This window comes from Actinobacillus suis ATCC 33415 (assembly GCF_000739435.1).
In the GTDB taxonomy this organism is placed as follows: Bacteria; Pseudomonadota; Gammaproteobacteria; order Enterobacterales; family Pasteurellaceae; genus Actinobacillus; species Actinobacillus suis.
On the sequence record NZ_CP009159.1, the window covers coordinates 1,175,627 to 1,199,032 of the forward strand.

Sequence of the window (23,406 nt, forward strand, 5' to 3'; positions counted from 1 at the left end):
TTCCGACCGCTTTCAGTTCTCTCAAGCGCTAGCCTATTCCTTGCTATCCGGCTGATTTTTGATTGCAGCAAAAATCATCGCCAAGATCGGTCCAGAAATATTATGCCAAAAGCTAAATACGGCACTTGGTACAGCAATCAATGGATTGGCTTTAAAATGCAATGCGGCGAGCGCTGCGCCCAAGCCTGAATTTTGCATCCCAACCTCAATCGCAATCGCTTTACTATCGGCAATAGGTAATTTAAATACACGTCCGATTAAGTAACCAGTCAAATAGCCTAACCCGTTATGCACCGCCACTACTAAGAAAATCAATAGCCCCGATTCAATAATGCGATCTTTACTTACTGAAACAACAGCGGTCACAATCAATACAATCGCTAATACTGAAATTAACGGCATAGTTTGGCTAAATTGCTCAATTTTTTGCTTAAAGATAGAACGGATCACCACACCGATAAAAATTGGTAAAAGCACCATTTTTAAGACCGAAACAAACATCGCCCCCGCATCAATCTCTAACCATTCGCTTGCAAAAATATAAAATACCGCTGGGGTAAGTAATGGTGCTAATAATGTCGAAACCGTGGTACACGCTACAGACAATGCGGTATTACCTTTTGCTAAGTAAGTCATCACATTTGACGAAGTGCCGCCGGGGCAAGAGCCGACCAAAATCACACCGATGGCTAAATCTGGCGGAAGTTGAAACGCTTTTGCTAAAACAAAAGCGATACTCGGCATCACGACAAATTGGGCAATTACACCTAAAATCGCCGCTTTCGGATTTTTAGTGACTTCCGCAAAATCTTTAAAGGTAAGCGTTAAACCCATACCTAACATCACAATCCCTAATAAATAAGGAATCCAAGGGACAAACTGTTTAAACGTATCAGGAAATTGTGCTGCAATAAAAGCAAAAAACACGACCCAGACAGCAAAAGTTTTACTGACAAATTGTGTTATTTTCAAAAGTGCATTCATGTTGTGTCCTTAATTGTTATTGATTTAGATTAAAAGAGTAACAGGCTAACGTACTTTTTTACAAAAGTGAATAGACAAAAATCAGGTTTATTTGTACCCTTTGGGCGCTTTGGCTGTCATTGCCAAAGTTGCGAAAGAAACAAACACGAAAGGAGAACATAATGAAATTAGTTAAATTAACTGCTATTACGGTAGCATCAATGTTTGCATTAACCGGCTGTCATCACCATGCACAAAAGCACAATGAAATGATTTTGCAAGAACAAGCGGCGTTAGGGATTAACTGGATGCAACAATCCGGTGAATATCAAGCATTAGCTCACCAAGCTTTCAATATGGCAAAAATTGCGTTTGATAATGCAAAAGTAACAAAAGGTAAGAAAAAAGCGGTTGTTGTTGACCTTGACGAAACCATGGTGGACAACAGCCCTTACGCAGGTTGGCAAGTAAAAAATCATAAATCATTTGACGGCGAAAGCTGGACACGCTGGGTAAATGCACGCCAAACTCAAGCGATTGCCGGTGCTGTTGAATTTAATAACTATGTAAACAGCCACAAAGGTACAATGTTCTACGTATCAAACCGTAAAGACAGCAGCGAAAAAGCAGCAACTATCGATGATATGAAAGAATTAGGTTTTACCGGTGTAAACGAGCAAACATTATTCCTCAAAAAAGACAAATCAAACAAAACGCCTCGTTTCGAACAAATTGAAAAACAAGGTTATGAAATCGTGCTTTACCTAGGCGATAACTTAAATGACTTTGGTGATGCAACCTACAAAAAATCAAATGCGGAACGTCGTGACTTTGTCAGCGCAAACAAAGAAAAATTTGGTAAACAATTTATCGTATTACCAAACCCGAACTACGGTGACTGGGAAGGTGGTCTAGATAAAAACTATTACAAAGGCGATGCGAAAAGTCGTTTAGACATCCGTCACAACGCCATTAAAGCATGGGATGGTAAATAATTGATAAAAAGAGACCGCTTATCAAAGCTTCTGATAAGCGGTCTTTTATTGTGACTTATTTAAGTCATTATGCTCTTTCACGCATATGTTTAATGAAAAAATAGAGATTGGTGCAGGTCACAAAAAAGTTTAAACCTGCAACAGGTAAAGAACCTATCATTAATCCATAAATGGTGAAGCAAGCACACCCTACCGCATTCACAAAACGCAACTTAATCACATCTTTTAATAAAAAAGATACGCCTACTAAAAACATCGCAAAGTAGCCGAATAACTCTACATAATCCATAAGAACCTCCTAAAATTAATTACTGTGTATTATTTTAATCAGTCTTATTTTGTTTGTGTTTAACTTTAAAAAAAGCAAAGGATTGCGTTCACATTTTTATGTTTTGATTGACGATAAAATCAGCAGCCACTACGTTCCAGTAACATAAAACGGCATTGATAAGGGTTTTGCTCATCAATTTCAGACCATGTTTCCGCTTTTAATTGCCAATTTTCTTCATCGAATTCAAAAAACGTATCGCCTTCAATCTCCGCCTGTATTTCGGTTAAATAGAGTTTGTTTGCAACAGGAATAGTTTGTTTAAAAAGCTCGCCGCCACCAATCACCATAATTTCTTCCACATTTGCAAAAGTTTTGGCTAATTCGACCGCTTGTTCAAAATTAGTCGCCGCATAAGCGCCTTCTACTGAAAAGCCGGAACGAGATAAAATAATATTAGGACGTTTAGGTAGTAAGCGACCGATAGATTCGTAAGTTTTGCGCCCCATAATCACTGGCTTGCCCACTGTATTTTGACGAAACCATGCCAAATCAACCGGTAAATGCCACGGCATTTGATTGTCCTTACCAATCACGTGATTTTTTGTACGTGCTACAATTAAACTAATTTCCATCGTTTTTCCGCCCTTATGCCTTTTAGTTTGATTTAAGTTGAAATTAATAGTGATTTTAGCAAACAAAAGTGCTACTTTTCATATAATTCTTTTTTTGTTTACACAACCTACCAAAATACAGCTTATGAGCAAGACTATTGTTATCAAATTTGGGACAAGTACCCTCACCCATGGCGGTAAAAGTTTAAGCCGCCCTTATATGTTAGAGTTAGTTAAACAAATCGCTCAACTGCATCAGCATCATCGTGTGATTGTTGTGACATCTGGTGCTGCGGCGGCTGGGCGTGATTATCTCGGTCATCCTGAACTTCCCAAAACGCTTGCTTATAAACAAATGTTAGCGGCGGTTGGACAAAGCCAACTGATTCGTACTTGGGAAAATTTATTCGATATTTATGGCATTCATATCGGGCAAATTTTATTAACCCGTGCCGATATTGACGATCGTGAACGTTTCCTAAATGCTCGAGATACGCTAAATGCGCTGTTAGAACAAAAAATCATTCCGGTTATCAATGAAAATGACACGGTGGCAACCGAAGAATTTAAAGTGGGCGATAACGATAACTTATCTGCTTTAGTTGCGATCCTTGCACACGCCGACCAACTCTATTTATTAACCGACCAAGAGGGGCTTTTTAGCGCAGACCCTCGTAAAGATCCGAATGCGTCGCTTCTTTCTGTCGTTGAAAGGATCACGCCGGAAATTCGTCAAATTGCCGGCGGAAGTTCAACCGGACTCGGTACCGGTGGCATGAGCACAAAAATTACTGCGGCAGATATTGCTACTCGTTCAGGTGTAGAGACGATTATTGCTTCAGGCTCTCGTGAAAACGTGTTGGTTGATTTAGCCAATGATGTGGCGATCGGTAGCAAATTTTTAGTGCAATCCGACCGCTTAGAAGGCAGAAAACAGTGGTTATTCGCTGCCCCGCAGGTGGGGGCATTAACAGTTGATAAAGGTGCGGAAACCGCATTATTACAACATAAATCACTCTTGCCTGTCGGTGTTTCAGATATAAAAGGGGTCTTTAGTCGTGGCGAAGTGGTTAAAATCTTTAATCAAGAAGGCAAAGCTCTTGCGCTCGGCTTAGCACGTTACAGTAGCGAAGCGTTAGAACGCATTAAAGGCAAGAAATCAGCAGAAATCGAATCATTGTTAGGCTATGAATTCGGCTCAGTTGCCGTACATATAGATGAAATGGTGATTTATTAACAAACAGGCGGTCAAATTTGCTAAAAATTTTGCAAATTTAACCGCTTGCATAAGGGAGAGAAAATGGAATTAGGACTAGATGTTTTTGCAATCTTATTTAGCGTGGCAATGATAGCCGGCTTTATTGACGCAATCGCCGGCGGTGGCGGATTACTGACGATTCCGGCATTATTAGCTGTCGGTGTCCCCCCTGCCATGGCATTAGGTACCAATAAGTTGCAAGCCTGCGGTGGGTCATTTTCCGCTTCTATCTATTTCGTGCGCAAAAAAGCAGTCGATGTCAAACAGATTTTCCTATTGATCTTATTGACCTTTATTGGTGCCGCTTGCGGTACAATCTTTGTACAAACCATTGATGTGAACGCACTAAAAGCATTGTTACCGTTCTTGGTATTGATTATCGGTATTTATTTTTTATTTAGCCCAAGTATCGGTGACGAAGATCGAAAACAACGTATCAGCCTACCGTTATTTGCCTTTACGGCAGCTGCCGGTGTTGGTTTTTATGACGGAATGTTTGGGCCGGCAACCGGTTCGTTTTTCACCCTTGCATTTATTTTGTTACTTGGCTTTAATTTACCGAAAGCGGTAGCTCACGCCAAAGTGTTAAATTTTACCTCTAATTTTGCCTCATTGATTTTCTTTATTCTAGGCGGTGCCGTATTATGGAAAATCGGTCTTATCATGATGGTAGGACAATTTATCGGCGGTACTCTCGGGGCAAGAATGGTGGTGACCAAAGGCAAAAAATTAGTGCGCCCAATGTTAGTCACCATGTCATTTATAATGGTAGCAAAAATGCTCTATGATCAAGGCTTATTAAACTTTCTATGAACCAAGCAAAACGAATTGAAATTTTAACCCGTTTACGTAACGAAAACCCACACCCAACTACCGAACTTAATTACAGCAATCCGTTTGAATTACTGATTGCTGTCATTCTTTCTGCGCAAGCAACCGATAAAGGTGTGAATAAAGCCACTGATAAACTGTTTCCGGTGGCAAACACGCCGCAAGCCATTTTGGATTTAGGTGTTGATGGGCTAAAAGAATATATTAAAACTATCGGGCTTTTTAATAGCAAAGCGGAAAACATTATTAAAACTTGCCGTGATTTAATCGAAAAACATCACGGTGAAGTGCCGGAAAGCCGTGAAGCGCTTGAAGCATTGGCTGGCGTCGGGCGAAAAACCGCCAATGTGGTACTGAATACCGCCTTCGGACACCCGACCATTGCGGTGGATACGCATATTTTCCGTGTATCCAATCGTACCGGTTTTGCACCGGGTAAAGACGTGGTCAAAGTCGAAGAAAAATTACTCAAAGTGGTCCCTGCCGAATTCAAGGTAGATGTACATCACTGGTTGATTCTACACGGACGTTATACCTGTATTGCACGCAAACCTCGTTGCGGTTCTTGCATTATCGAAGATTTGTGCGAATACAAAGACAAAACGGAATAAGTTACCCCTTCACATACAAGCGGTCGAATTTGTATTTTTTTTGCAAATATTTATGTAAATTTGACCGCTGCTCCTATCTTTCTTAATCTATATTTCTTTTCTGCCTAACGGTGCTACAATATCACCTTTTGCAACTCAACATCCCCTCCCGATAAGGACAAACAATGCCGAATCAGAATCTACTGACCATGAAAGGTGAGCGTGTTGCGATTGTATCAGGACTCCGAACACCGTTTGCTCGTAAAGATACCGGTTTCAAAGATGCATATGCAACCAGTCTTGGCACAATGGTAACCAATGAATTACTCAGCCGTACGGCGATTGAGCGAAAAGAAATCGAGCAATTAGTTTTTGGTCAAGTAATCCAACAACCGGATATTCCAAATCCGGCACGTGAAATTGCGATTGCGCTCAATATGCCGCACTTACAATCTTACAGTATCAGTAGTTCTTGCTTATCCGGTTTACAAGCGATCGCCAATGTTGCGGGCAGTATTGTCAGTGGATCAATTTCTGCGGGTATTGCCGGTGGTGCCGATTCGATTTCTAATGCGCCGTTAAGCATTAGCCCTCGAGTTATTTATAACTTTAAATCGATTTTTGCTGCAGAAACGCTAGACGAAAAATATCGCCGTTTCCGTCAGTTCTCATGGCGCGATTTCAAACCTCACAGCGTAAATTTAAAAGATTTCACCACCCAAATGTCCGTTGCGGAAGTTTCAGAGCAAATGGCGCAAGACTATAAAATCAGCCGAGAAGATCAAGACGAATATGCCCGTCTTTCCAACCAAAAAGCGGCAGATGCGTGGAAAATCGGTTTATTAAAAGAAGAAGTCATGCCTTCTTTCCCGCATCCTTATAAAGATTTTGTAGTCTCGGACACCTTAGTTTCCGCTGCAACCCGTTCTCGTCATTACCAACGTTTCTCACCTTTGGTAAATAAAGACTATGCCACCGTTACCGAAGCGAATATGCCACAACCGGTCGATGGTGCTGCGGCAGTTTTACTGATGAATGAAAGCAAAGCGAAAAATTTAGGGCTGACTCCACTTGGTTATATCCGCAGTTATGCCATTACCGGTAATGATATTTGGCAAGATATGTTCGCCGGCGCAACCATTGCCAGCGCTCAAGCGCTCGACCGTGCGGAACTTCAATTACAAGATATGAGCTTTATTGATATTCATGAATCTTCGGCAAGCCAAATGCTCGCCAATATTCAATTTTTTGAGTCGAACGAATTTGCAAAAAAATACTTAAATCGAACCGCTTGTTTGGGCAAAATTGAGCTGGATAAGCTCAATCATTTAGGCGGTTCCATTGCGTTTGGTAACCCACGTGCGGTAACCAGTTTACGCACAATTATTCAATCGCTTTACGCCTTAAAACGCCAAGGCGGCGGCTTAGCGTTAGTCGCTTCCAGCGGTTTAGGTGGCTTAGGTGCCGCAATGGTTTTAGAAAGTGAATAAGGGAAATACGATGATTGAACAACAAGAACCAACACCGGTGTTTCAAGTAGAAATTGATGATAACCGTATTGCGATTATTCGTATTCAAACTTTAGATAATGATGCTAACTGGTTACCGGAAAACTTTGTCAGCGAACTACGCCGCGTCATCGGTAGTGTCATCTATCAGCAAGCTAGAGGTGTGATTTTTATCTCTGCTCGTGCCCACAATTTTATTCAAGGCTTCAAGCCGAGCATTCTAAAAGAGAAAACAGCAGAACAATTACGCCTGTTTTCACAAGAAGCGCAAGCAGTAATGCGTGAAATTAATACGCTAAAAATGCCGGTGATCGCCGCAATTGACGGCAATTGTTTCGGCTTAGGCTTAGAATTAGCATTGGCGTGTGATTATCGTTTAGCAACGGATGAACATCACACACAATTTGCGATGCCGCAAGTACGTTCCGGCTTATTACCGTTTGCCAGCGGTACGCAACGTTTACCTCGTTTAATCGGCTTACAAAATGCCACACCACTGTTGCTCTTTGGGCATAAAATCAATGCCGAACAAGCAAAAAAATTTATGTTAGTCGATAAGCTCGTGCCGGCAACCAGACTTTTTGATACCGCTTATCAAATGTTATTAAATAACAAAGTGCAAAAAGTTGACTATAAACGACCGCTTACCTTATTCAAAAAATGGCGTAAACAACTGGAAGGCAACACGCTATTTCGTAATAAGTTTCTCGATCGTACCGAAAATTTAGTATGGCTAAAAACCTTCGGTAACTACCCTGCGGTTGCTCGTCTGATCGAATTACTGAAAGAGCCACATTTCAAGGCTGGGTTAACCCTAGAACAACATGCATTCGCTGAGTTATTTCATACCGAAACCTCAAAAGTTTTGATTGATTTGAAAAAAACCGAACGTGCGATGAAAGATAAATATCGCATTCGTGGTGATGTACGAGATGTATTGCAAGTAAGTGTGCTTGGTTCTGGCTATATGGGCGCTGGCATCGCTTATTTAACTGCAAATAATGCGCAAGTACCGGTACGAATTAAAGACATTCATCCTTCGGAGATCCGTAAAGCACTACGTACCTGCTACGAATTGATGCGCAATGAAGTGGATAAAAACCAGCTCAAGCCGGGGCAAATGATTCAGAGAATGAACCTAATTACCGGCGGTGAGCGTCTTGTTGCAGCAAAATCGACCGATTTTGTTATCGAAGCCGTGTATGAAGATCTCAAGCTAAAACAACGTATGTTGCAAGAAAGCGAAGCCTATTATGACGAACACGCGATTTTTGCGACCAACACGTCAACTTTTGCAATCCGAGATATCGCTGCAGTCGCTAAGCGTCCGGAAAATGTAATTGGCTTCCACTACTTTAGCCCAGTGGCGAAGCAAAAAATGGTTGAAATCGTACCGCATGAAGGCACTTGTGAACATACGATTGCCACGGCGATTCACTTTGCAATTCAGCAAGGAAAAGTGCCGTTATTAGTCGCTGATAAACAAGGCTTCTTTATTAACCGCATTTTAACGCCGTTCTTATTAGAAGCAATTCAATGCTTAGTCGATGGCGAATCCATTGAGTTTATCGACCGTTCCTTGCAAGAATTCGGTTTCCATTTAGGTCCGTTAGCGGTTATTGATGAAATGGGTTTAGATGTGATTGCCAAATCAAACCCTGCTTTGGTTCGTGAATTAGGCAGACGTTTTAGTTTGCCGGAAAGTGTCGATTTACTGATTCGCAATGAACGCAAAGGCTGTAAGAATAAACGCGGCTTTTATATGTATGATTCTAAAGGCGAACGTTTGCAAGAGGACAAAAGTATTTATCATGTGATGGAAACCATCGCTCGTAATGATTTGGAATCCGAACAAATTGCCCGCCGTTGTATTCTGCGTATGCTGAATGAAGCGGCGTGGTGTTTACAAGATAATGTTATTCAGTCTATTGATGAAGGTAATGTGGCTTCCGTACTTGGTGCCGGTTTCCCTGAATTTAGAGGCGGGATTTACGCCTATATGGAAAAAATCAGCGCTCAAGAAATCGTTAAGCAATTGCGTCAACATGCTAAACAATACGGTAGTCGCTTTGAACCTTGCGAATGGCTAATACAACAGGCTGAACAAGCTTAATATTTAAAAAAGCGGATAAAAATCTACATTATCCCAAAATCTATAAAGGAAATAATTAATGAAAAAATCAACCCTTGCGATTTCTGTAGTGGCTGCATTAGCTGCAATTACTAGTGGCGGTGCGTGGTATACCGGTAACCAAATTGAGCAGCGCTATCCGGAACTGCTTAAACAAGTAAATACCGCACTAAAAGGCCTAAAAGCTTATGATATTCATGCTGATATCAGTGATGTTAAACTCACAAAAGGTATCTTTAGTTCAGAAGTTCAATATAACGTCAATGTTAAAACGGATAACAACAGTTTTACCCTTAACGGTAACGACACTGTTTACCATGGTCCGCTTCCGTTAAACCGTTTAGTGAAAGGTAATCTGATGCCGATGTTACTAAGCGGCGAAACGCATATTTCTGCCGTGGACAACCAGCTTAAAAGCTATTTTGCAGGTAATGATATTCTTTCAGCGACAACTGATATTCATTACAGTGGTAATGTGGCAGGCAATGCAACGCTTAATCCGTTTAAATCGGAGAATATTGAAGCCTCAAAAATCTATTTAGAGGGCGATTATAACGGTTTCGGTAAACAACATTTGAATATTGAGTTACTGAAAATAAAAGACGCTGGCGAAAGTAAAGGTGCGCTTGAATTATCCGGCTTACATTACACGGCAAATTACACGCAAGATAAACAATATCCAGAACTAAAAGGTTTAGGTGATTATCAAGCGAACATTAAAAAGCTCTCTGTTGTTAACGAAAAAAATGAGGTCATCAATTTAAACGAACTAACATCTAAAGGTTATAGTGAAATTAAAAATGAGCGAGTGGTTGGTTCCGGAGATCTTACGTTCAATGCAGATTGGGCTGCAGAAGCTAAAACCGCTGATTTAGGGAAGATTCATCTCGATATGATGATGGATTTTGACGCAAAATCATTTAATGAATTGACTTTGCTTTCAGATAAATTGGAAAACGAATCGCCTGAAATCCAAAATCAGTTACAAACAGCTGTAACCGACCTTATTACTAAAGCACCTAAATTAAAAATTAACGAACTCTCGATTCAAAATGCGAAAGGTAAAAATAGTTTCTCACTTAATTTAGATTTGGATAAATTCGATATTGCACAAATCTCACAAGCGAAATCTATCGAAGATACGCTTAAAATCTTTAAGCCGTCTCAGCTAGATCTAAATGTAAATCTAGCAGCAAGTGAAGAAATGACAAAACAATGGTTAACCATTGCGCCTGATGCAAATTATGTCGGCACACCGGAAGAAAATGCCAAACTGCGTATTCAAGAATTAACCAATAGTGCGAAACATTCGGGCATTGCTAGCGTAGACGCTGAGAATATTAAACTGGCATTAAAAATTGAGAATGGCAAAGTAAACTTAAATGGTAGAGAGGTATCAGAATCCGAACTACAATTGGCACTGTGGGCAATTATGCTCGGTGCGAGCGGCTTAGGTCACTAGTCATTCATTAAACACGCGGTCTGTTTTGGTAGAAAATTTGCAAAATTCTTACTAAAACAGACCGCTTGTTTTTACCTTAAAGCCACTGATATAGAGCAATAATCAGCGGCATGGTAAACACACAAAGTAAGGTAGTTACGCCATAAATTGCACTGGCTTTTCTTGCGTCTTGGTTATATACCACCGCCATTTGGGTAACAGTTGCCGCCGAAGGACTAGTGGTTGCCAAGAAACTAATCATCGCAATAGTTGCACCGTTCTCCGCTACCCAACTGCCAAAGTCGAACGCTTTCACAATCACCAATAAAATCAGCGGGATAAAAATCAAGCGAAGAAACGAAACCAAATAAATACGCTTATCCGCCATAATCTCTTTGACCGGAATCGACGCAATTAACATCCCTGCCACTAACATCGCCATTGGCCCAATCATATCGCCAAGCCAAGCTAACGTACCGGAAATTACACTCGGTAATTTAATTTGTAACAGGAACAACAGCATACCAATCACAATCGCAATAATGTTGATATTAGTCACAATCTTTTTCAAAGACACTTCGCCCTTACCACACAATAACATGCGTAAATGCGACCAAAACAAGAAATTTTGTACCACCATAAAACCAGTGGCATAAATTACCCATTCATTGCCAAATAACGAAGCGACCAACGGAATAATCAAATTGCCCGAATTGGAATAAATAGCGGTGGCGTGTTCCAAATTACTTAATTTAAAAATCGGCTTTAATATTTTACCAATTAAAATCAACAGACCGCTTAACAAAATCGCCATACCGAAAGACAAATATAAGCCGTGTAAAATAGCGTCCGAATATTCGATTTGAAAGGCGGTAATCAGCATAGACGGACTAATAATATACAACCCGATAACCGAAATAGGATAACTTTGTTCCGAAGTCAGCAATTTTAGCTTCACCAATAAATAACCGAGTAACACAATAATGGTTAACTGGGTAATTTTCTCCGCTAATAATAAAGCGATTTCCATATTAGGCATTCTCCAATAACAAGCGTTTCTCACCGGAATATACGGTCGCTTTTCCTTTGCGGGTAAAAGCAGTCAAAGTGAAATCATGTGCCTGCGCAATCTCAACCGCCAAAGCCGTTGTTGCGGAAATGGCACATAACATTTCGATACCGACCGCCAAACATTTCTGCACCATTTCAAAACTGGCTCGGCTGGTCACAAACACAAAACCAAGCGGCTTACCGGCTTTCGCATACCAACCGATAAGTTTATCGAGTGCTACGTGTCTGCCAACATCTTCTCGAATCGCTAGCAATTCCCCTTGCGGAGAAAAGAATGCCGCTGCGTGGCTTGCACCGGTTTGTTGTGCCAATTGCTGCGCTTGTTCCAGTTGTTGCAAGCAATCATCGAATACCTGTGGATTTACGGCTTGCAAGCGGCCATTTTTTTGTAAAAATTTGCAACTTTGGCTGACTTGTTCCAACTGCTCGACCCCACAAATCCCACAGCCGGTTCTGCCGGTCATTGAACGGCGCTTTTCTTTTAGCGCTACAAATTGACGAGTGGCGATCTCCATTTGTACTTCGATACCGTTGCACTGTTCAATTACATCTAGCCCGTATAACTCTTGTTTATCGGTTAAAATGCCTTCCGCCAACGAAAAACCTAATGCAAAATCCTCTAAATCTTGTGGCGTTGTCATCATTACCGCATGAGAAATGCCGTTATACACTAACGCAACCGGCACTTCACAAATAAGATTTTCTTGAATTTCAGTAGTAAAAAATTGTTGTAATTTAACCGCTTGTTTTTGTATTGTTATATCCATAATTTATTCCAAATTACCTTCCACCCCATATTTTTATCGTTATTCTACAATTTTTTATTAGTCAACAATATAAGAGTTTCGCACTGTTTCTATTGCAGAAGAAATAAAAATCACTTTCATTTGATAACAATTTGTTAACAAAAATGCTTTTTTACTTGCATTTTATGCTTATTTTGTTAAAAATTTGTAAAACCCAAAAATACTCAATAACATTTAAATTCCGCTAGTATTTCACTAAATATTTAAGCTATATCAAACTAAGTGCAAATAATGTCTGCTTTACTTACGATTGGGTATGGCTTATTACAAATAAAGGTCAATAATAGCTTTCACTTTAAATGCAGTATGCAATTGGAGTTTTTTTCAAATTATTTGCATTAATTTTTATTAATGTTTCATTTTTAGGTAGGAGTGATTATGCAGGTCTCTAGACGTAAGTTCTTTAAGATCTGTGCAGGTGGTATGGCGGGCACATCCGCAGCAATGCTAGGCTTTGCGCCGGCAACTGCGTTAGCGGCCCCTCGTGAATATAAATTATTACGAGCCAAAGAAACTCGCCAAACTTGCACTTATTGCGCCGTAGGTTGTGGAATGCTGATGTACAGCATAGGTGACGGTGCAATGAATTCACGTGGTAAATTATTCCATGTTGAAGGTGACCCAGATCATCCGGTAAGCCGTGGGGCGTTATGTCCTAAAGGTGCGGGTGTTTTAGACTATGTAAATAGTCCTAATCGTTTACAATATCCGGAATATCGTGCGCCGGGTTCAGATAAATGGGAACGAATTTCTTGGCACGATGCTATTCATAAAATCGCAAAACTTCTAAAAGAAGACCGCGATGCAAACTTCCAAGCAACCAACGAAGCCGGTACACCGGTAAACCGTTGGCTCACCACAGGTATGTTATGCGCTTCTGCTGCAAGTAACGAAACCTGTTACCTCACACATAAGTGGGGACGTTCTCTCGGGATGCTCTATTTAGACAACCAAGCGAGTACCTGACACGGACCAACGGTAGCAAGTCTTGCTCCAACATTTGGTCGCGGTGCCATGACAAATCACTGGGTTGATATCAAAAATGCGGACGTAGTGGTCGTAATGGGCGGTAATGCCGCTGAAGCGCACCCTGTCGGTTTCCGCTGGGCAATCGAAGCGAAAAAACAAAACGGTGCGAAGTTAATGGTGGTTGACCCACGCTTTAACCGTACGGCATCTGTTGCGGATTTCTATACGCCGATTCGTTCGGGTACTGATATCGCAATGTTATTAGGTGTGATCCGTTACCTGTTAGCGAACGATAAAATTCAACACGAATACGTTAAACACTATACCAACGCAAGTTTCTTAGTAAACGAAGGTTTTAACTTCGAAGACGGTTTATTCTCCGGCTACGATGCGGAAACACGTCAATACGATAAATCGACATGGTCTTATCAGCTTGATGAAAACGGTCAGCCGAAACGTGATTTAACGCTTCAAGATCCTCGTTGTGTCATTAACTTATTAAAAGCACACGTGGAACGTTATACACCTGAAATGGTTGAGCGTATCTGTGGTACGAAGCAAAAAGCATTCTTAGAATTTGCCGAAACCATTGCTTCAACTTCAACGCCGGAACGTACAACAACCTTCTTATATGCATTAGGTTGGACTCAGCATTCGGTCGGTTCACAAAATATTCGCTCAATGGCAATGATTCAGTTACTTCTCGGTAACATCGGCATGGCCGGCGGCGGGGTAAATGCGTTACGCGGACACTCAAACGTTCAAGGTTCTACGGATATGGGCTTGTTCCCATCAATGTTGACCGGTTATATGCCGCTTCCGACCGAAAATGATACGTCATTAGATGCATTTTTAGCGCGTATTACGCCGAAAACAACGGTTGAAGGTCAGGTAAACTATTGGCAAAACACACCGAAATTCTTAGTCAGCTTGCTTAAATCATTCTATGGCGATAAAGCAACGGCAGAAAATGAATACGGTTTCCATAATTTACCAAAACAATTACCGAAAAAACTCGACCCGATGCAATACATCAACATGATGGTTGAAGGAAAAGTTAACGGTTATATCTGCCAAGGTTATAACCCGATTGCGTCTTATCCGGATTCGAATAAAGTCCGTAAAGGCTTAAGCAATCTTAAATTCTTAGTCATTTTAGACCCGTTAGCGACCGATACGTCTAACTTCTGGCAAAACCACGGTGAGATGAATGATGTCAATCCGGCAGACATTCAAACGGAAGTATTCCGCTTACCGACTATCTGTTTTGCGGAAGAAGACGGTTCGATTGCAAACTCCGGTCGTTGGTTACAATGGCACTGGAAAGCTGCCGAGCCGCCAAAAGAGGCTAAACCGGACGTAGATATTCTCTCGGAAATTCGTGAAGTGATGTTAGAGATGTATCATCACGAAGGTGGTAAATCGATTGATACGATTGAAGCGATGACTTGGGATTACGCAAATCCGGCAGAGCCAAAAGCGGATGAGTTAGCCAAAGAAATTAACGGCTACGCACTAGAAGACATCGTTGACCCGACAAGCGGTCAAATTTTAGTGAAAAAAGGCGAATTACTTTCTTCATTTGCACAACTGCGTAATGACGGTACAACCGCTTCAGGTAACTGGATTTACACCGGTCAATGGACACCGAAAGGTAACCAAATGGCAAACCGTGATAACTCTGACCCGTCAGGTTTAGGTAATACGTTAGGTTGGGCATTTGCATGGCCGGCAAACCGTCGTATCGTGTATAACCGTGCGAGTGCGGATCCATCCGGTAAACCGTGGAACCCTAAACGCCAGCTTGTAAAATGGAATGGTAAAAACTGGAACTATATTGATGTAGCAGACTTCGGCTCTGCTCCACCGAATAGTAACGTGAGTCCGTTTATTATGCAGCCGGAAGGGGTAAGCCGTTTATTCGCATTGGATAAATTGGTTGATGGTCCGTTCCCTGAACATTACGAACCAATTGAAAGCCCAATCGGAACGAACCCGCTTCATCCGAATGTGGTACAAAACCCTGTGGTACGTATTTTAGACAGCGATAAAGCAAGTTTCGGTACAGCGGATGAATTCCCTTATGTCGGTACAACGTATCGCCTAACGGAACATTTCCACTTCTGGACGAAACAATCCATGTTAAATGTGATTGCGCAGCCGGAGCCATTTGTGGAAATTGGTGAAGCGCTTGCACAAGAAAAAGGCATTGCTAACGGCGATACGGTTAAAGTGAGCTCAAAACGAGGCTTTATCAAGGCAAAAGCTGTAGTAACAAAACGTGTTCGTTCGGTACAGGCGGACGGCAAAACCATTCATACGGTGGGCATTCCAATTCACGGTGGTTTTGCGACCGTAGGTAAGAAGGGTTACTTAGCGAATAGTTTAACCGGTCGTGTGGGTGATGCGAATACGCAAACCCCAGAGTATAAAACGTTCTTGGTCAATATTGAGAAAGTCACGGAGGTAGCATAATGTCGGTCGTTCAAGAACAAAACATTATTAAAGTCTCCGCAACTTCATTCGTTACACCACCACCGCAAGCTCGTACCGGTGGTGTTGTAGAAGTGGCAAAATTGATCGATGTTTCAACCTGTATCGGTTGTAAAGCGTGTCAAGTAGGTTGTTCCGAATGGAACGACCTGCGTACTGCTCCACAAGAATGTGTAGGTGTTTATGATAACCCGATTGACCTGAATGCCGAACAATGGACGGTAATGAAGTTCAATGAAGTGGAAGAAAATGATCGCTTAGAATGGTTAATCCGTAAAGACGGTTGTATGCACTGTTCTGAACCGGGCTGTTTAAAAGCTTGTCCGGCACCGGGCGCAATCATTCAATATGCAAACGGGATTGTGGACTTCCAATCTGACAAATGTATCGGTTGCGGTTACTGTATTGCCGGTTGTCCGTTCAACATTCCTCGTATGAACGATAAAGATAACCGCGTGTACAAATGTACCCTTTGCGTCGATCGTGTCAACGTAGGTCAGGAACCGGCGTGTGTAAAAACTTGCCCGACAGGCGCAATTCGCTTCGGCTCTAAAGAAGAAATGCTTCACTACGGTGAACAGCGTGTAGCGGAACTGAAAACTCGTGGTTACGAAAACGCCGGTGTTTATAACCCTGAAGGCGTGGGCGGTACGCACGTAATGTACGTATTACATCATGCCGATAAACCGGAGTTATATTCTGGCTTACCGAAAGATCCTGGCATTGATCCAACGATCACGCTTTGGAAAGACGTATTAAAACCGGTTGCCGCAATTGCAATGGGCGGTCTTGCCCTCGCTGAAGTTGCGCACTATGTAACGATTGGTCCAAACGTTGAAGAAGATGTGGAAGATCATCATGAGGAAGGAGATAAACATGAGTAAGAAATTAGAGATTACGAACGATACTAAAATCGTTCGTCATAAACCGCTTGCCCGTGTGAGCCACTGGTTTTTGGTTATCGCTTTCTTCTTAACCATGTTTACCGGGGTTGCGTTTTTCTTCCCAGATTTTGCATGGTTACATGAGATTCTCGGAACACCACAACTTGCCCGTGCATTACATCCGTTTACCGGTATTGTTATGTTTATCGCGTTTATCATTATGGCGTTTATTTATTGGCACCATAATATTCCAGAAAAAAATGATATTCGTTGGGCAAAAGGGATTGTCGAAGTATTAAAAGGTAATGAACACGCGGTTGCTTATAACGGCAAATACAATTTAGGTCAGAAAATGTTGTTCTGGACTCTAATTTTAGCGATGTTTACCCTATTGATTACGGGCATTATTATGTGGAGAAAATACTTCTCTGCGAATTTCTCGATTCAAACGTTACGTATCGCAATCCTACTTCACTCTGCTAGCGCATTTGCGTTATTTACCGGTATCCTAGTGCATATGTATATGGCATTCTGGGTTAAAGGCTCGATTACCGGTATGGTTGAAGGTTGGGTAACGGTTCGCTGGGCGAAAAAACACCATCCAAAATGGTTTAAAGAAGAAGTATTACCTGAAATTGAAAAACAAGTGAAGGAATAACTGGCTTCTAAAATGACTTAAAGTGCGGTAACTTACCGCACTTTATTTTTGAACACTTGATTTTTAAATGCTTGCTAAGTTTCTTTTTAAAGGGCATTTAGCAAGATTTAACCAGAGATAATAATATGAGTATCCGAATTTTACCTGAAAACGAAATCAAACAAGCGGCGAGCTCGTTTCAAAACCCGCCGCTACTGTTTGCTAATCCAAAGAATCTCTATTTCCGCCGAGCAAAGCGTTTAAGAGAACTCGCGGAAAATAATCCGTTTGGCGATTACTTAGAATTTGCAGCAAATCTTTCTGAGGTGCAATTAGATTTACTGGAAAGTCGTCCTATTGCAAATTATTCGGAAAAATTGACCGCTTGTGTCCAAACTTCAAACGGACAAAAACCGTTAAATGCCAAAACCTTCCAACGCAGCAGTGAATGGCGTGAGTTATTATTAGCTTTAATTGATAAGTTTAAGCCTTATGCAAACGACACGATGTTGGTTACTATTGAGCTGTTGGAAAAATCTTCGAGTTCCGAATTAGAAGCTTTTGCCGATGATTTACTTAACGAACGTTTTGAAACAGTGGGTGCAGACAAAGCGGTTTTCCTATGGGCAGCTTTATCACTTTACTGGACGCAACTTGCGCAACAATTACCACGTAATACCCGAACCGAAGTTGGTGAACGTCATACCTGCCCGGTATGCGATTCTGCACCGGTGGCAAGTGTGGTACATTTTGGCGACACCCAAGGACTGCGTTATTTACATTGCGCATTATGCGAAAGCGAATGGAATATGACTCGCTCACAATGTTCTGTCTGCGACCAAAGCGGCAAATTGGATTATTGGAGCATTGATAGCGTAGATGCAGCGGTTAAAGCCGAAAGTTGTGGCGATTGTGAAAGCTATCTAAAAGTGCTTTATCAAGAAAAAGATCCGCACGTAGAGCCGGTCGCCGATGATTTAGGCACACTGATTTTAGATGCGGAAATGGAACACAAAGGGCTGGCTCGCAGTGGCTTGAATCCATTCTTATTCCAAGTGGAATAACCATTCTTTTTGCAAAAAAGCGGTCAAATTTGACCGCTTTTTTACCTCTCTGATTTATATGCATTCGATTAATTTGAGTTTCGTCATTATTTCACAAAATTAATTAATTCTTTATTGCTATTTTCACTATTTTTAGGTATATCTACCCTTAGTTAAATTTATGCAATACATAGGAAAAAATTATGAATCAGCCATACTCCGCTATGCGTAACAACATCCATATGCTTGGTGATTTTTTAGGTGAAACTATTCGTGAAGCCCAAGGTAATGACATCTTAGAATTAATTGAAAGTATTCGTGTGCTTTCAAAAAATTCTCGTGCCGGCGATGAAAAAGCACGCGAACAATTACTAGATAAATTGGCGAATATCTCAACTGAAAATGTATTACCCGTTGCGCGTGCATTTAGCCAATTCTTAAACCTCACCAATATTGCTGAACAATATCAAACCATCTCACGTCACCATCAAGATGCCTCGTTAGGCAACCGTTCGTTAGATGCGCTATTCGCTCGCTTAAAAGCGCAAAATACACCGGTTGAGACTGTCATAAAAACCGTTGAGAAATTATTGGTTGAATTGGTATTAACCGCACATCCAACCGAAGTTACCCGCCGTTCATTAGTACATAAACACGTTGAAATCAATAAATGTTTAGGTCAGTTAGAACATGATGATTTGACCGATGCGGAGCAAACCAAACTTAAACGCCGTTTAATGCAGCTGATTGCGCTTGCATGGCATACCAATGAGATCCGTGCGGCACGTCCAACACCGGTTGATGAAGCGAAATGGGGCATGGCAATTATTGAAAACAGCTTATGGAAAGCCGTACCTGATTTCTGCCGTGAACTGAACTTCCAATTAGAAAAACATTTTGGTGTACAGCATGACGTAGCGCTTGCTCCGGTGCGCTTCTCTTCTTGGATGGGGGGCGACCGTGACGGTAACCCGTTTGTTACCTCAGAAGTGACGCGTAAAGTGTTACACATGAACCGTTGGAAAGCAGCAGAATTATTTTTAAATGATATCAGTGATTTAGCTGAAGAACTTTCTATCGTACAGTGTACCGATGAATTCCGAGCGAAATACGGTGATCATATCGAACCGTATCGTGTTGTAGTAAAAGGGTTGCGTACAAAATTACAAAAAACCTTAACCTACTTTGGTGAATTAATTGAAGGTAAAGCGACCACAGTTGATCCAAGTGACATCATCACTAACGATAACGATTTATGGGAGCCGCTCTATGACTGCTATCAATCATTACAGGCTTGTGGTATGCGCATTATTGCAAATGGCGGTCTATTAGATTGCTTACGTCGTATCCGTTGTTTCGGCTTAGGCTTATCTCGTTTAGATATTCGCCAAGAAAGTACCCGTCACGAAATGGCAATTGCTGAAATCACTCGCTATATCGGTTTAGGCGATTACGCACAATGGACGGAAGACGACAAACAAGCATTCTTAGTGCGTGAATTAAGCTCTCGCCGTCCTTTAGTCCCGACCAACTGGACACCTAGCCCTGAAACACAAGAAATTTTAGATACCTGTAAAGTGGTCGCTCAGCAGCCGGAAGGCACGATTTCCGCTTATGTTATTTCTATGGCGCGAGAGGCTTCTGACGTATTAGCGGTACATTTATTATTGAAAGAAGCCGGCTGTAAATATACCGTACCGGTTGCGCCGCTATTCGAAACGTTAGATGATTTGGATCATAGTGAAAAAGTGATGACCGATTTATTTAATATCGGCTGGTATCGTGGCGTAATCAATAATTACCAAATGGTAATGATCGGCTATTCAGACTCGGCGAAAGACGCCGGTATGTTAGCGGCAAGTTGGGCGCAATATCGTTCACAAGAAGCGTTAGTCAACTTGGCGGAAAAATATAATATCGAATTAGTGCTATTCCACGGTCGTGGCGGCACGGTAGGTCGTGGTGGTGCGCCGGCACACGCTGCATTATTATCACAACCGCCTCGCTCATTAAAATCTGGTTTACGTGTCACCGAACAAGGCGAAATGATTCGTTTCAAACTCGGTTTACCAGCCGTTGCGGTAGAAACCTTAAATCTCTATGCGAGTGCGATTTTAGAGGCTAACTTATTACCACCACCGGAACCAAAACAAGCATGGCGAGATATTATGGATAAAGGTTCTGATATTTCATGTGAAATTTATCGTGGAGTTGTTCGCGGAGAACCGGATTTTGTCCCATATTTCCGCAGTGCGACACCGGAACAAGAATTATCCAAACTGCCGCTAGGTTCTCGTCCGGCAAAACGTAATCCGAACGGTGGTGTAGAAAGCTTACGTGCAATTCCATGGATTTTCGCTTGGATGCAAAACCGTTTAATGTTACCGGCTTGGCTCGGTGCCGGCGCTGCGCTTCGCCAAATGATTGAACAAGGCGATGAAGCAACGCTTAAAGAAATGTGCAAAGAATGGCCGTTCTTCTCTACCCGTATTGGTATGTTAGAAATGGTATTCTCAAAAGCGGATTTATGGCTTGCCGAACATTACGACCAACGTTTGGTGGCAAAAGAATTACACCGTTTGGGTAAAGAGCTTCGTGCACAATTATCGGCGGATATTCAAACCGTGTTGACCTTAGCGCATGACGGTCAGTTGATGGCGGATTTACCTTGGATTGCCGAATCAATCGCATTACGTAACGTTTATACCGACCCGCTCAACTTATTACAGGTCGAGTTATTACAACGTTTACGTAGCCAAGGTGATACGCCGGATCCAGCTTTAGAGCAAGCGTTGATGATCACCATTACAGGTATTGCCGCAGGTATGCGCAACACCGGTTAATTGCAAAAAATCAGTAAAAAAAGACCGCTTAGTTGACTACAAGCGGTCTTTTTTTGCATTTATTTTACCTATTCGCTTCAAAATTCTTTTCATTCGCTTGCTATATCCATTCTAAAATTTATGTTATCATCTCGAATTGTTTTTACTCGATTTTTATTTATATGAATATTCGCCTAAACATCATTCTACTTGTTATTGTTGCAGCTTTAGGTGGTTGGTATATGAGCCAACAAACGCCTGAAACAAACGGTTTAGATCAATTAATCAAGAAAGAAGGTAATCCTGATTATACTGGGAATAAGATGACTACTTCGGTTTATGATCTAAAAGGCAACCCACAATATTTTGCTCAAGCCGATGAAATAAAACGTTATGAATCAAGCGAAAGAACGGAATTTTTAAACCCTTTTGTTGACTTATTTGATGCACAAACAGCACTCAAACAATGGAAGGTAAGCGCAAAACACGCTGAAATTACGAAAGAAAAAATGCTGAATTTATCAGGTGACGTTAAAATTGAAGCGCTTGATCCCACCTCTCGCTTACAGCGAGTTGAAACTGACAAACTAACCGTTGATTTAAACACTCAAGATATCTTTACCGACAGTGCGGTAAAATCCGTAGGATTAGGTTTTACAACCAGCGGGGTCGGTTTAAAAGGCAATTTAAAACAGCAAGTTGCCACACTCACTAAAAACGTAAAAACTTATATTGAACCAACTGTTATAAGACAGTCTAACGAAAAAGAAAAATCAGAGACGCAATCTCCTAAGGACGTACAATGAAACTTGTCATGAAATCGGTTGTTCTTACAACTCTATTGGGTGTAAGTATCTCAGCACATGCGCTAAAAGGCGATACAGATCAACCAATCAACATTGATTCGGGTAGCCAGTCTCTCGATATGAATAGCAATGTGGTTGTTTTTACCGATAATGTCGTTATTACCCAAGGCTCAATTAAAGTCACTGCGAATAAAGTGACGATTACACGTCAAGAAGGTAAAAAAGAAACGCTTGATGCAACAGGTTCGCCGGTGACTTTCCAACAAACACTGGATAACGGTAAACCAGTGAACGGTAAAGGTAACAGTGTGCATTACGATCTCAATTCAGAATTTTTGACATTAATCGGTAATGCGGAATTAAAACAACAAGGTAGTTTTATCAAAGCAAGTAAAATTACTTATGATGTAAAAAAACAACAGTTAAAAGCAAGTAGCGGAAATAAATCACGAGTGAGAACCGTGCTTATTCCGAACGAATTAAACAATAAAAAATAGTAGGTAATATCAATGCCAACGCTTTATGCAGAACATTTAGCAAAAAGCTACAAAAATCGCCAAGTCGTAAAAGACGTGAGCCTGAATGTTAAAGCAGGAGAAATTGTCGGTCTGTTAGGGCCGAACGGGGCTGGTAAGACGACCACTTTCTATATGGTCGTAGGTCTTGTACGCCATGATCAAGGTAAAATAAGAATTGATGATGAAGATATTAGCGTACTTCCGATGCATGATCGTGCAAAACAGGGTATCGGCTATTTACCGCAAGAAGCATCGATCTTTCGCCGTTTAAGCGTATATGACAATCTTATGGCTGTTCTCCAAGTTCGTAAAGACCTAAACAATCAACAGCGCAAAGCTCGAGCGGAAGAGTTAATAAATGAATTTCACATTTCTCATATCCGTGACAGCTTAGGGCAATCACTCTCAGGTGGTGAACGCCGTCGAGTTGAGATTGCGCGAGCACTTGCAGCAAACCCGCAATTCATTTTACTAGATGAACCTTTTGCCGGCGTAGACCCAATTTCGGTGATTGATATCAAAAAAATCATTGTTAATTTAAAAGAACGCGGTTTAGGCGTATTAATCACCGACCATAACGTGCGTGAAACGTTAGACGTATGTGAGCGTGCTTATATTGTTGGTAGCGGGCAAATGATCGCCAGCGGAACACCGGCTGAAGTATTAAATAACCCTGATGTAAAACGTGTTTACTTGGGTGATCAATTTAAACTGTAATCTGATGGATTTATAGGGCGCTCAATAACGCCCTATCTTTT

At 41.4% G+C, this 23,406-nt stretch carries 20 protein-coding genes; 15 read left to right on the plus strand and 5 right to left on the minus strand.

Going from position 1 to position 23,406, the window contains the following annotated elements; all coding sequences use genetic code 11:
* Positions 1-33 precede the first annotated feature (33 nt).
* Positions 34-984 carry a bile acid:sodium symporter family protein gene (locus ASU1_RS05325; protein ID WP_014991767.1) on the minus strand — a complete coding sequence of 317 codons (951 nt, stop codon included), beginning with the start codon at positions 982-984 and terminating at the stop codon, positions 34-36.
* A 161-nt stretch (positions 985-1,145) separates the two neighbouring features.
* On the opposite strand from ASU1_RS05325, the gene ASU1_RS05330 reads away from it, so the two are divergent.
* Positions 1,146-1,958: a 5'-nucleotidase, lipoprotein e(P4) family gene (locus ASU1_RS05330; RefSeq protein ID WP_039195188.1), complete on the plus strand. Its 813-nt coding sequence runs from the start codon at positions 1,146-1,148 to the stop codon at positions 1,956-1,958.
* 67 nt (positions 1,959-2,025) lie between these two features.
* Here ASU1_RS05330 and ASU1_RS05335 read toward each other — a convergent pair whose 3' ends face one another.
* Positions 2,026-2,247, minus strand: coding sequence for a YgjV family protein (locus ASU1_RS05335; protein ID WP_005622497.1), 222 nt, complete (start codon positions 2,245-2,247; stop codon positions 2,026-2,028).
* Positions 2,248-2,366: 119 nt separating this feature from the next.
* A complete protein-coding gene (gene folA / locus ASU1_RS05340) occupies positions 2,367-2,861 on the minus strand; it encodes a type 3 dihydrofolate reductase (protein ID WP_005622496.1) in 495 nt (164 codons plus the stop codon).
* 124 nt (positions 2,862-2,985) lie between these two features.
* On the opposite strand from folA, the gene proB reads away from it, so the two are divergent.
* The 6 genes from proB (at position 2,986) to ASU1_RS05370 (ending at position 10,620) form a co-directional block, all read left to right on the plus strand.
* A complete protein-coding gene (gene proB, locus ASU1_RS05345; RefSeq protein ID WP_039195192.1) occupies positions 2,986-4,077 on the plus strand; it encodes a glutamate 5-kinase in 1,092 nt (363 codons plus the stop codon).
* Positions 4,078-4,140: 63 nt separating this feature from the next.
* Positions 4,141-4,911, plus strand: coding sequence for a TSUP family transporter (locus tag ASU1_RS05350; RefSeq protein WP_014991770.1), 771 nt, complete (start codon positions 4,141-4,143; stop codon positions 4,909-4,911).
* On the plus strand, positions 4,908-5,540 hold the full coding sequence (gene nth / locus ASU1_RS05355) for an endonuclease III (RefSeq protein WP_014991771.1): 633 nt from the start codon (positions 4,908-4,910) through the stop codon (positions 5,538-5,540). Before ASU1_RS05350 ends, nth begins: the two co-directional genes overlap by 4 nt.
* 164 nt (positions 5,541-5,704) lie before the next feature.
* Positions 5,705-7,009, plus strand: coding sequence for an acetyl-CoA C-acyltransferase (locus tag ASU1_RS05360; protein ID WP_014991772.1), 1,305 nt, complete (start codon positions 5,705-5,707; stop codon positions 7,007-7,009).
* A gap of 10 nt (positions 7,010-7,019) precedes the next feature.
* Complete coding sequence (locus ASU1_RS05365; RefSeq protein ID WP_014991773.1) at positions 7,020-9,140, plus strand: 3-hydroxyacyl-CoA dehydrogenase NAD-binding domain-containing protein; 2,121 nt, start codon at positions 7,020-7,022, stop codon at positions 9,138-9,140.
* Positions 9,141-9,198: 58 nt separating this feature from the next.
* Positions 9,199-10,620: a YdgA family protein gene (locus tag ASU1_RS05370; RefSeq protein ID WP_014991774.1), complete on the plus strand. Its 1,422-nt coding sequence runs from the start codon at positions 9,199-9,201 to the stop codon at positions 10,618-10,620.
* A gap of 76 nt (positions 10,621-10,696) precedes the next feature.
* Here the strand turns inward: ASU1_RS05370 and ASU1_RS05375 are convergent, their stop codons facing one another.
* Both ASU1_RS05375 and fdhD read right to left on the minus strand, forming a co-directional pair.
* Positions 10,697-11,629, minus strand: coding sequence for an AEC family transporter (locus ASU1_RS05375; RefSeq protein WP_014991775.1), 933 nt, complete (start codon positions 11,627-11,629; stop codon positions 10,697-10,699).
* Between the two features lies 1 nt (position 11,630).
* Positions 11,631-12,437, minus strand: coding sequence for a formate dehydrogenase accessory sulfurtransferase FdhD (fdhD, locus tag ASU1_RS05380; protein WP_014991776.1), 807 nt, complete (start codon positions 12,435-12,437; stop codon positions 11,631-11,633).
* Positions 12,438-12,854: 417 nt separating this feature from the next.
* Between fdhD and fdnG the strand changes: the two genes are divergently transcribed.
* The 8 genes from fdnG (at position 12,855) to lptB (ending at position 23,365) form a co-directional block, all read left to right on the plus strand.
* Positions 12,855-15,920 carry a formate dehydrogenase-N subunit alpha gene (gene fdnG / locus ASU1_RS05390; protein WP_116743898.1) on the plus strand — a complete coding sequence of 1,022 codons (3,066 nt, stop codon included), beginning with the start codon at positions 12,855-12,857 and terminating at the stop codon, positions 15,918-15,920.
* Complete coding sequence (gene fdxH / locus ASU1_RS05395; protein WP_014991779.1) at positions 15,920-16,822, plus strand: formate dehydrogenase subunit beta; 903 nt, start codon at positions 15,920-15,922, stop codon at positions 16,820-16,822. Before fdnG ends, fdxH begins: the two co-directional genes overlap by 1 nt.
* Complete coding sequence (locus ASU1_RS05400) at positions 16,815-17,480, plus strand: formate dehydrogenase subunit gamma (RefSeq protein WP_014991780.1); 666 nt, start codon at positions 16,815-16,817, stop codon at positions 17,478-17,480. Before fdxH ends, ASU1_RS05400 begins: the two co-directional genes overlap by 8 nt.
* A 125-nt stretch (positions 17,481-17,605) precedes the next feature.
* Positions 17,606-18,523, plus strand: a complete 918-nt coding sequence (fdhE, locus tag ASU1_RS05405; RefSeq protein ID WP_014991781.1) for a formate dehydrogenase accessory protein FdhE — start codon at positions 17,606-17,608, stop codon at positions 18,521-18,523.
* A 182-nt stretch (positions 18,524-18,705) separates the two neighbouring features.
* The gene (gene ppc, locus ASU1_RS05410; protein WP_014991782.1) at positions 18,706-21,345 is read left to right on the plus strand and encodes a phosphoenolpyruvate carboxylase; all 2,640 of its coding nucleotides are present in this window, start codon (positions 18,706-18,708) and stop codon (positions 21,343-21,345) included.
* A 161-nt stretch (positions 21,346-21,506) separates the two neighbouring features.
* Positions 21,507-22,130: an LPS export ABC transporter periplasmic protein LptC gene (gene lptC, locus ASU1_RS05415; protein WP_039195749.1), complete on the plus strand. Its 624-nt coding sequence runs from the start codon at positions 21,507-21,509 to the stop codon at positions 22,128-22,130.
* A complete protein-coding gene (gene lptA, locus ASU1_RS05420; protein WP_014991784.1) occupies positions 22,127-22,627 on the plus strand; it encodes a lipopolysaccharide transport periplasmic protein LptA in 501 nt (166 codons plus the stop codon). The genes lptC and lptA overlap by 4 nt, the downstream gene beginning before the upstream one ends.
* Before the next feature lie 12 nt (positions 22,628-22,639).
* The gene (lptB, locus tag ASU1_RS05425; protein ID WP_014991785.1) at positions 22,640-23,365 is read left to right on the plus strand and encodes an LPS export ABC transporter ATP-binding protein; all 726 of its coding nucleotides are present in this window, start codon (positions 22,640-22,642) and stop codon (positions 23,363-23,365) included.
* Positions 23,366-23,406: the final 41 nt, after the last annotated feature.

Coding starts and splice junctions, on each gene's coding strand:
- ASU1_RS05325 (WP_014991767.1), bottom strand. CDS start 984: ATGAATGCACTTTTGAAAATAACACAATTTGTCAGTAAAACTTTTGCT.
- ASU1_RS05330 (WP_039195188.1), top strand. CDS start 1,146: ATGAAATTAGTTAAATTAACTGCTATTACGGTAGCATCAATGTTTGCA.
- ASU1_RS05335 (WP_005622497.1), bottom strand. CDS start 2,247: ATGGATTATGTAGAGTTATTCGGCTACTTTGCGATGTTTTTAGTAGGC.
- folA (WP_005622496.1), bottom strand. CDS start 2,861: ATGGAAATTAGTTTAATTGTAGCACGTACAAAAAATCACGTGATTGGT.
- proB (WP_039195192.1), top strand. CDS start 2,986: ATGAGCAAGACTATTGTTATCAAATTTGGGACAAGTACCCTCACCCAT.
- ASU1_RS05350 (WP_014991770.1), top strand. CDS start 4,141: ATGGAATTAGGACTAGATGTTTTTGCAATCTTATTTAGCGTGGCAATG.
- nth (WP_014991771.1), top strand. CDS start 4,908: ATGAACCAAGCAAAACGAATTGAAATTTTAACCCGTTTACGTAACGAA.
- ASU1_RS05360 (WP_014991772.1), top strand. CDS start 5,705: ATGCCGAATCAGAATCTACTGACCATGAAAGGTGAGCGTGTTGCGATT.
- ASU1_RS05365 (WP_014991773.1), top strand. CDS start 7,020: ATGATTGAACAACAAGAACCAACACCGGTGTTTCAAGTAGAAATTGAT.
- ASU1_RS05370 (WP_014991774.1), top strand. CDS start 9,199: ATGAAAAAATCAACCCTTGCGATTTCTGTAGTGGCTGCATTAGCTGCA.
- ASU1_RS05375 (WP_014991775.1), bottom strand. CDS start 11,629: ATGGAAATCGCTTTATTATTAGCGGAGAAAATTACCCAGTTAACCATT.
- fdhD (WP_014991776.1), bottom strand. CDS start 12,437: ATGGATATAACAATACAAAAACAAGCGGTTAAATTACAACAATTTTTT.
- fdxH (WP_014991779.1), top strand. CDS start 15,920: ATGTCGGTCGTTCAAGAACAAAACATTATTAAAGTCTCCGCAACTTCA.
- ASU1_RS05400 (WP_014991780.1), top strand. CDS start 16,815: ATGAGTAAGAAATTAGAGATTACGAACGATACTAAAATCGTTCGTCAT.
- fdhE (WP_014991781.1), top strand. CDS start 17,606: ATGAGTATCCGAATTTTACCTGAAAACGAAATCAAACAAGCGGCGAGC.
- ppc (WP_014991782.1), top strand. CDS start 18,706: ATGAATCAGCCATACTCCGCTATGCGTAACAACATCCATATGCTTGGT.
- lptC (WP_039195749.1), top strand. CDS start 21,507: ATGAATATTCGCCTAAACATCATTCTACTTGTTATTGTTGCAGCTTTA.
- lptA (WP_014991784.1), top strand. CDS start 22,127: ATGAAACTTGTCATGAAATCGGTTGTTCTTACAACTCTATTGGGTGTA.
- lptB (WP_014991785.1), top strand. CDS start 22,640: ATGCCAACGCTTTATGCAGAACATTTAGCAAAAAGCTACAAAAATCGC.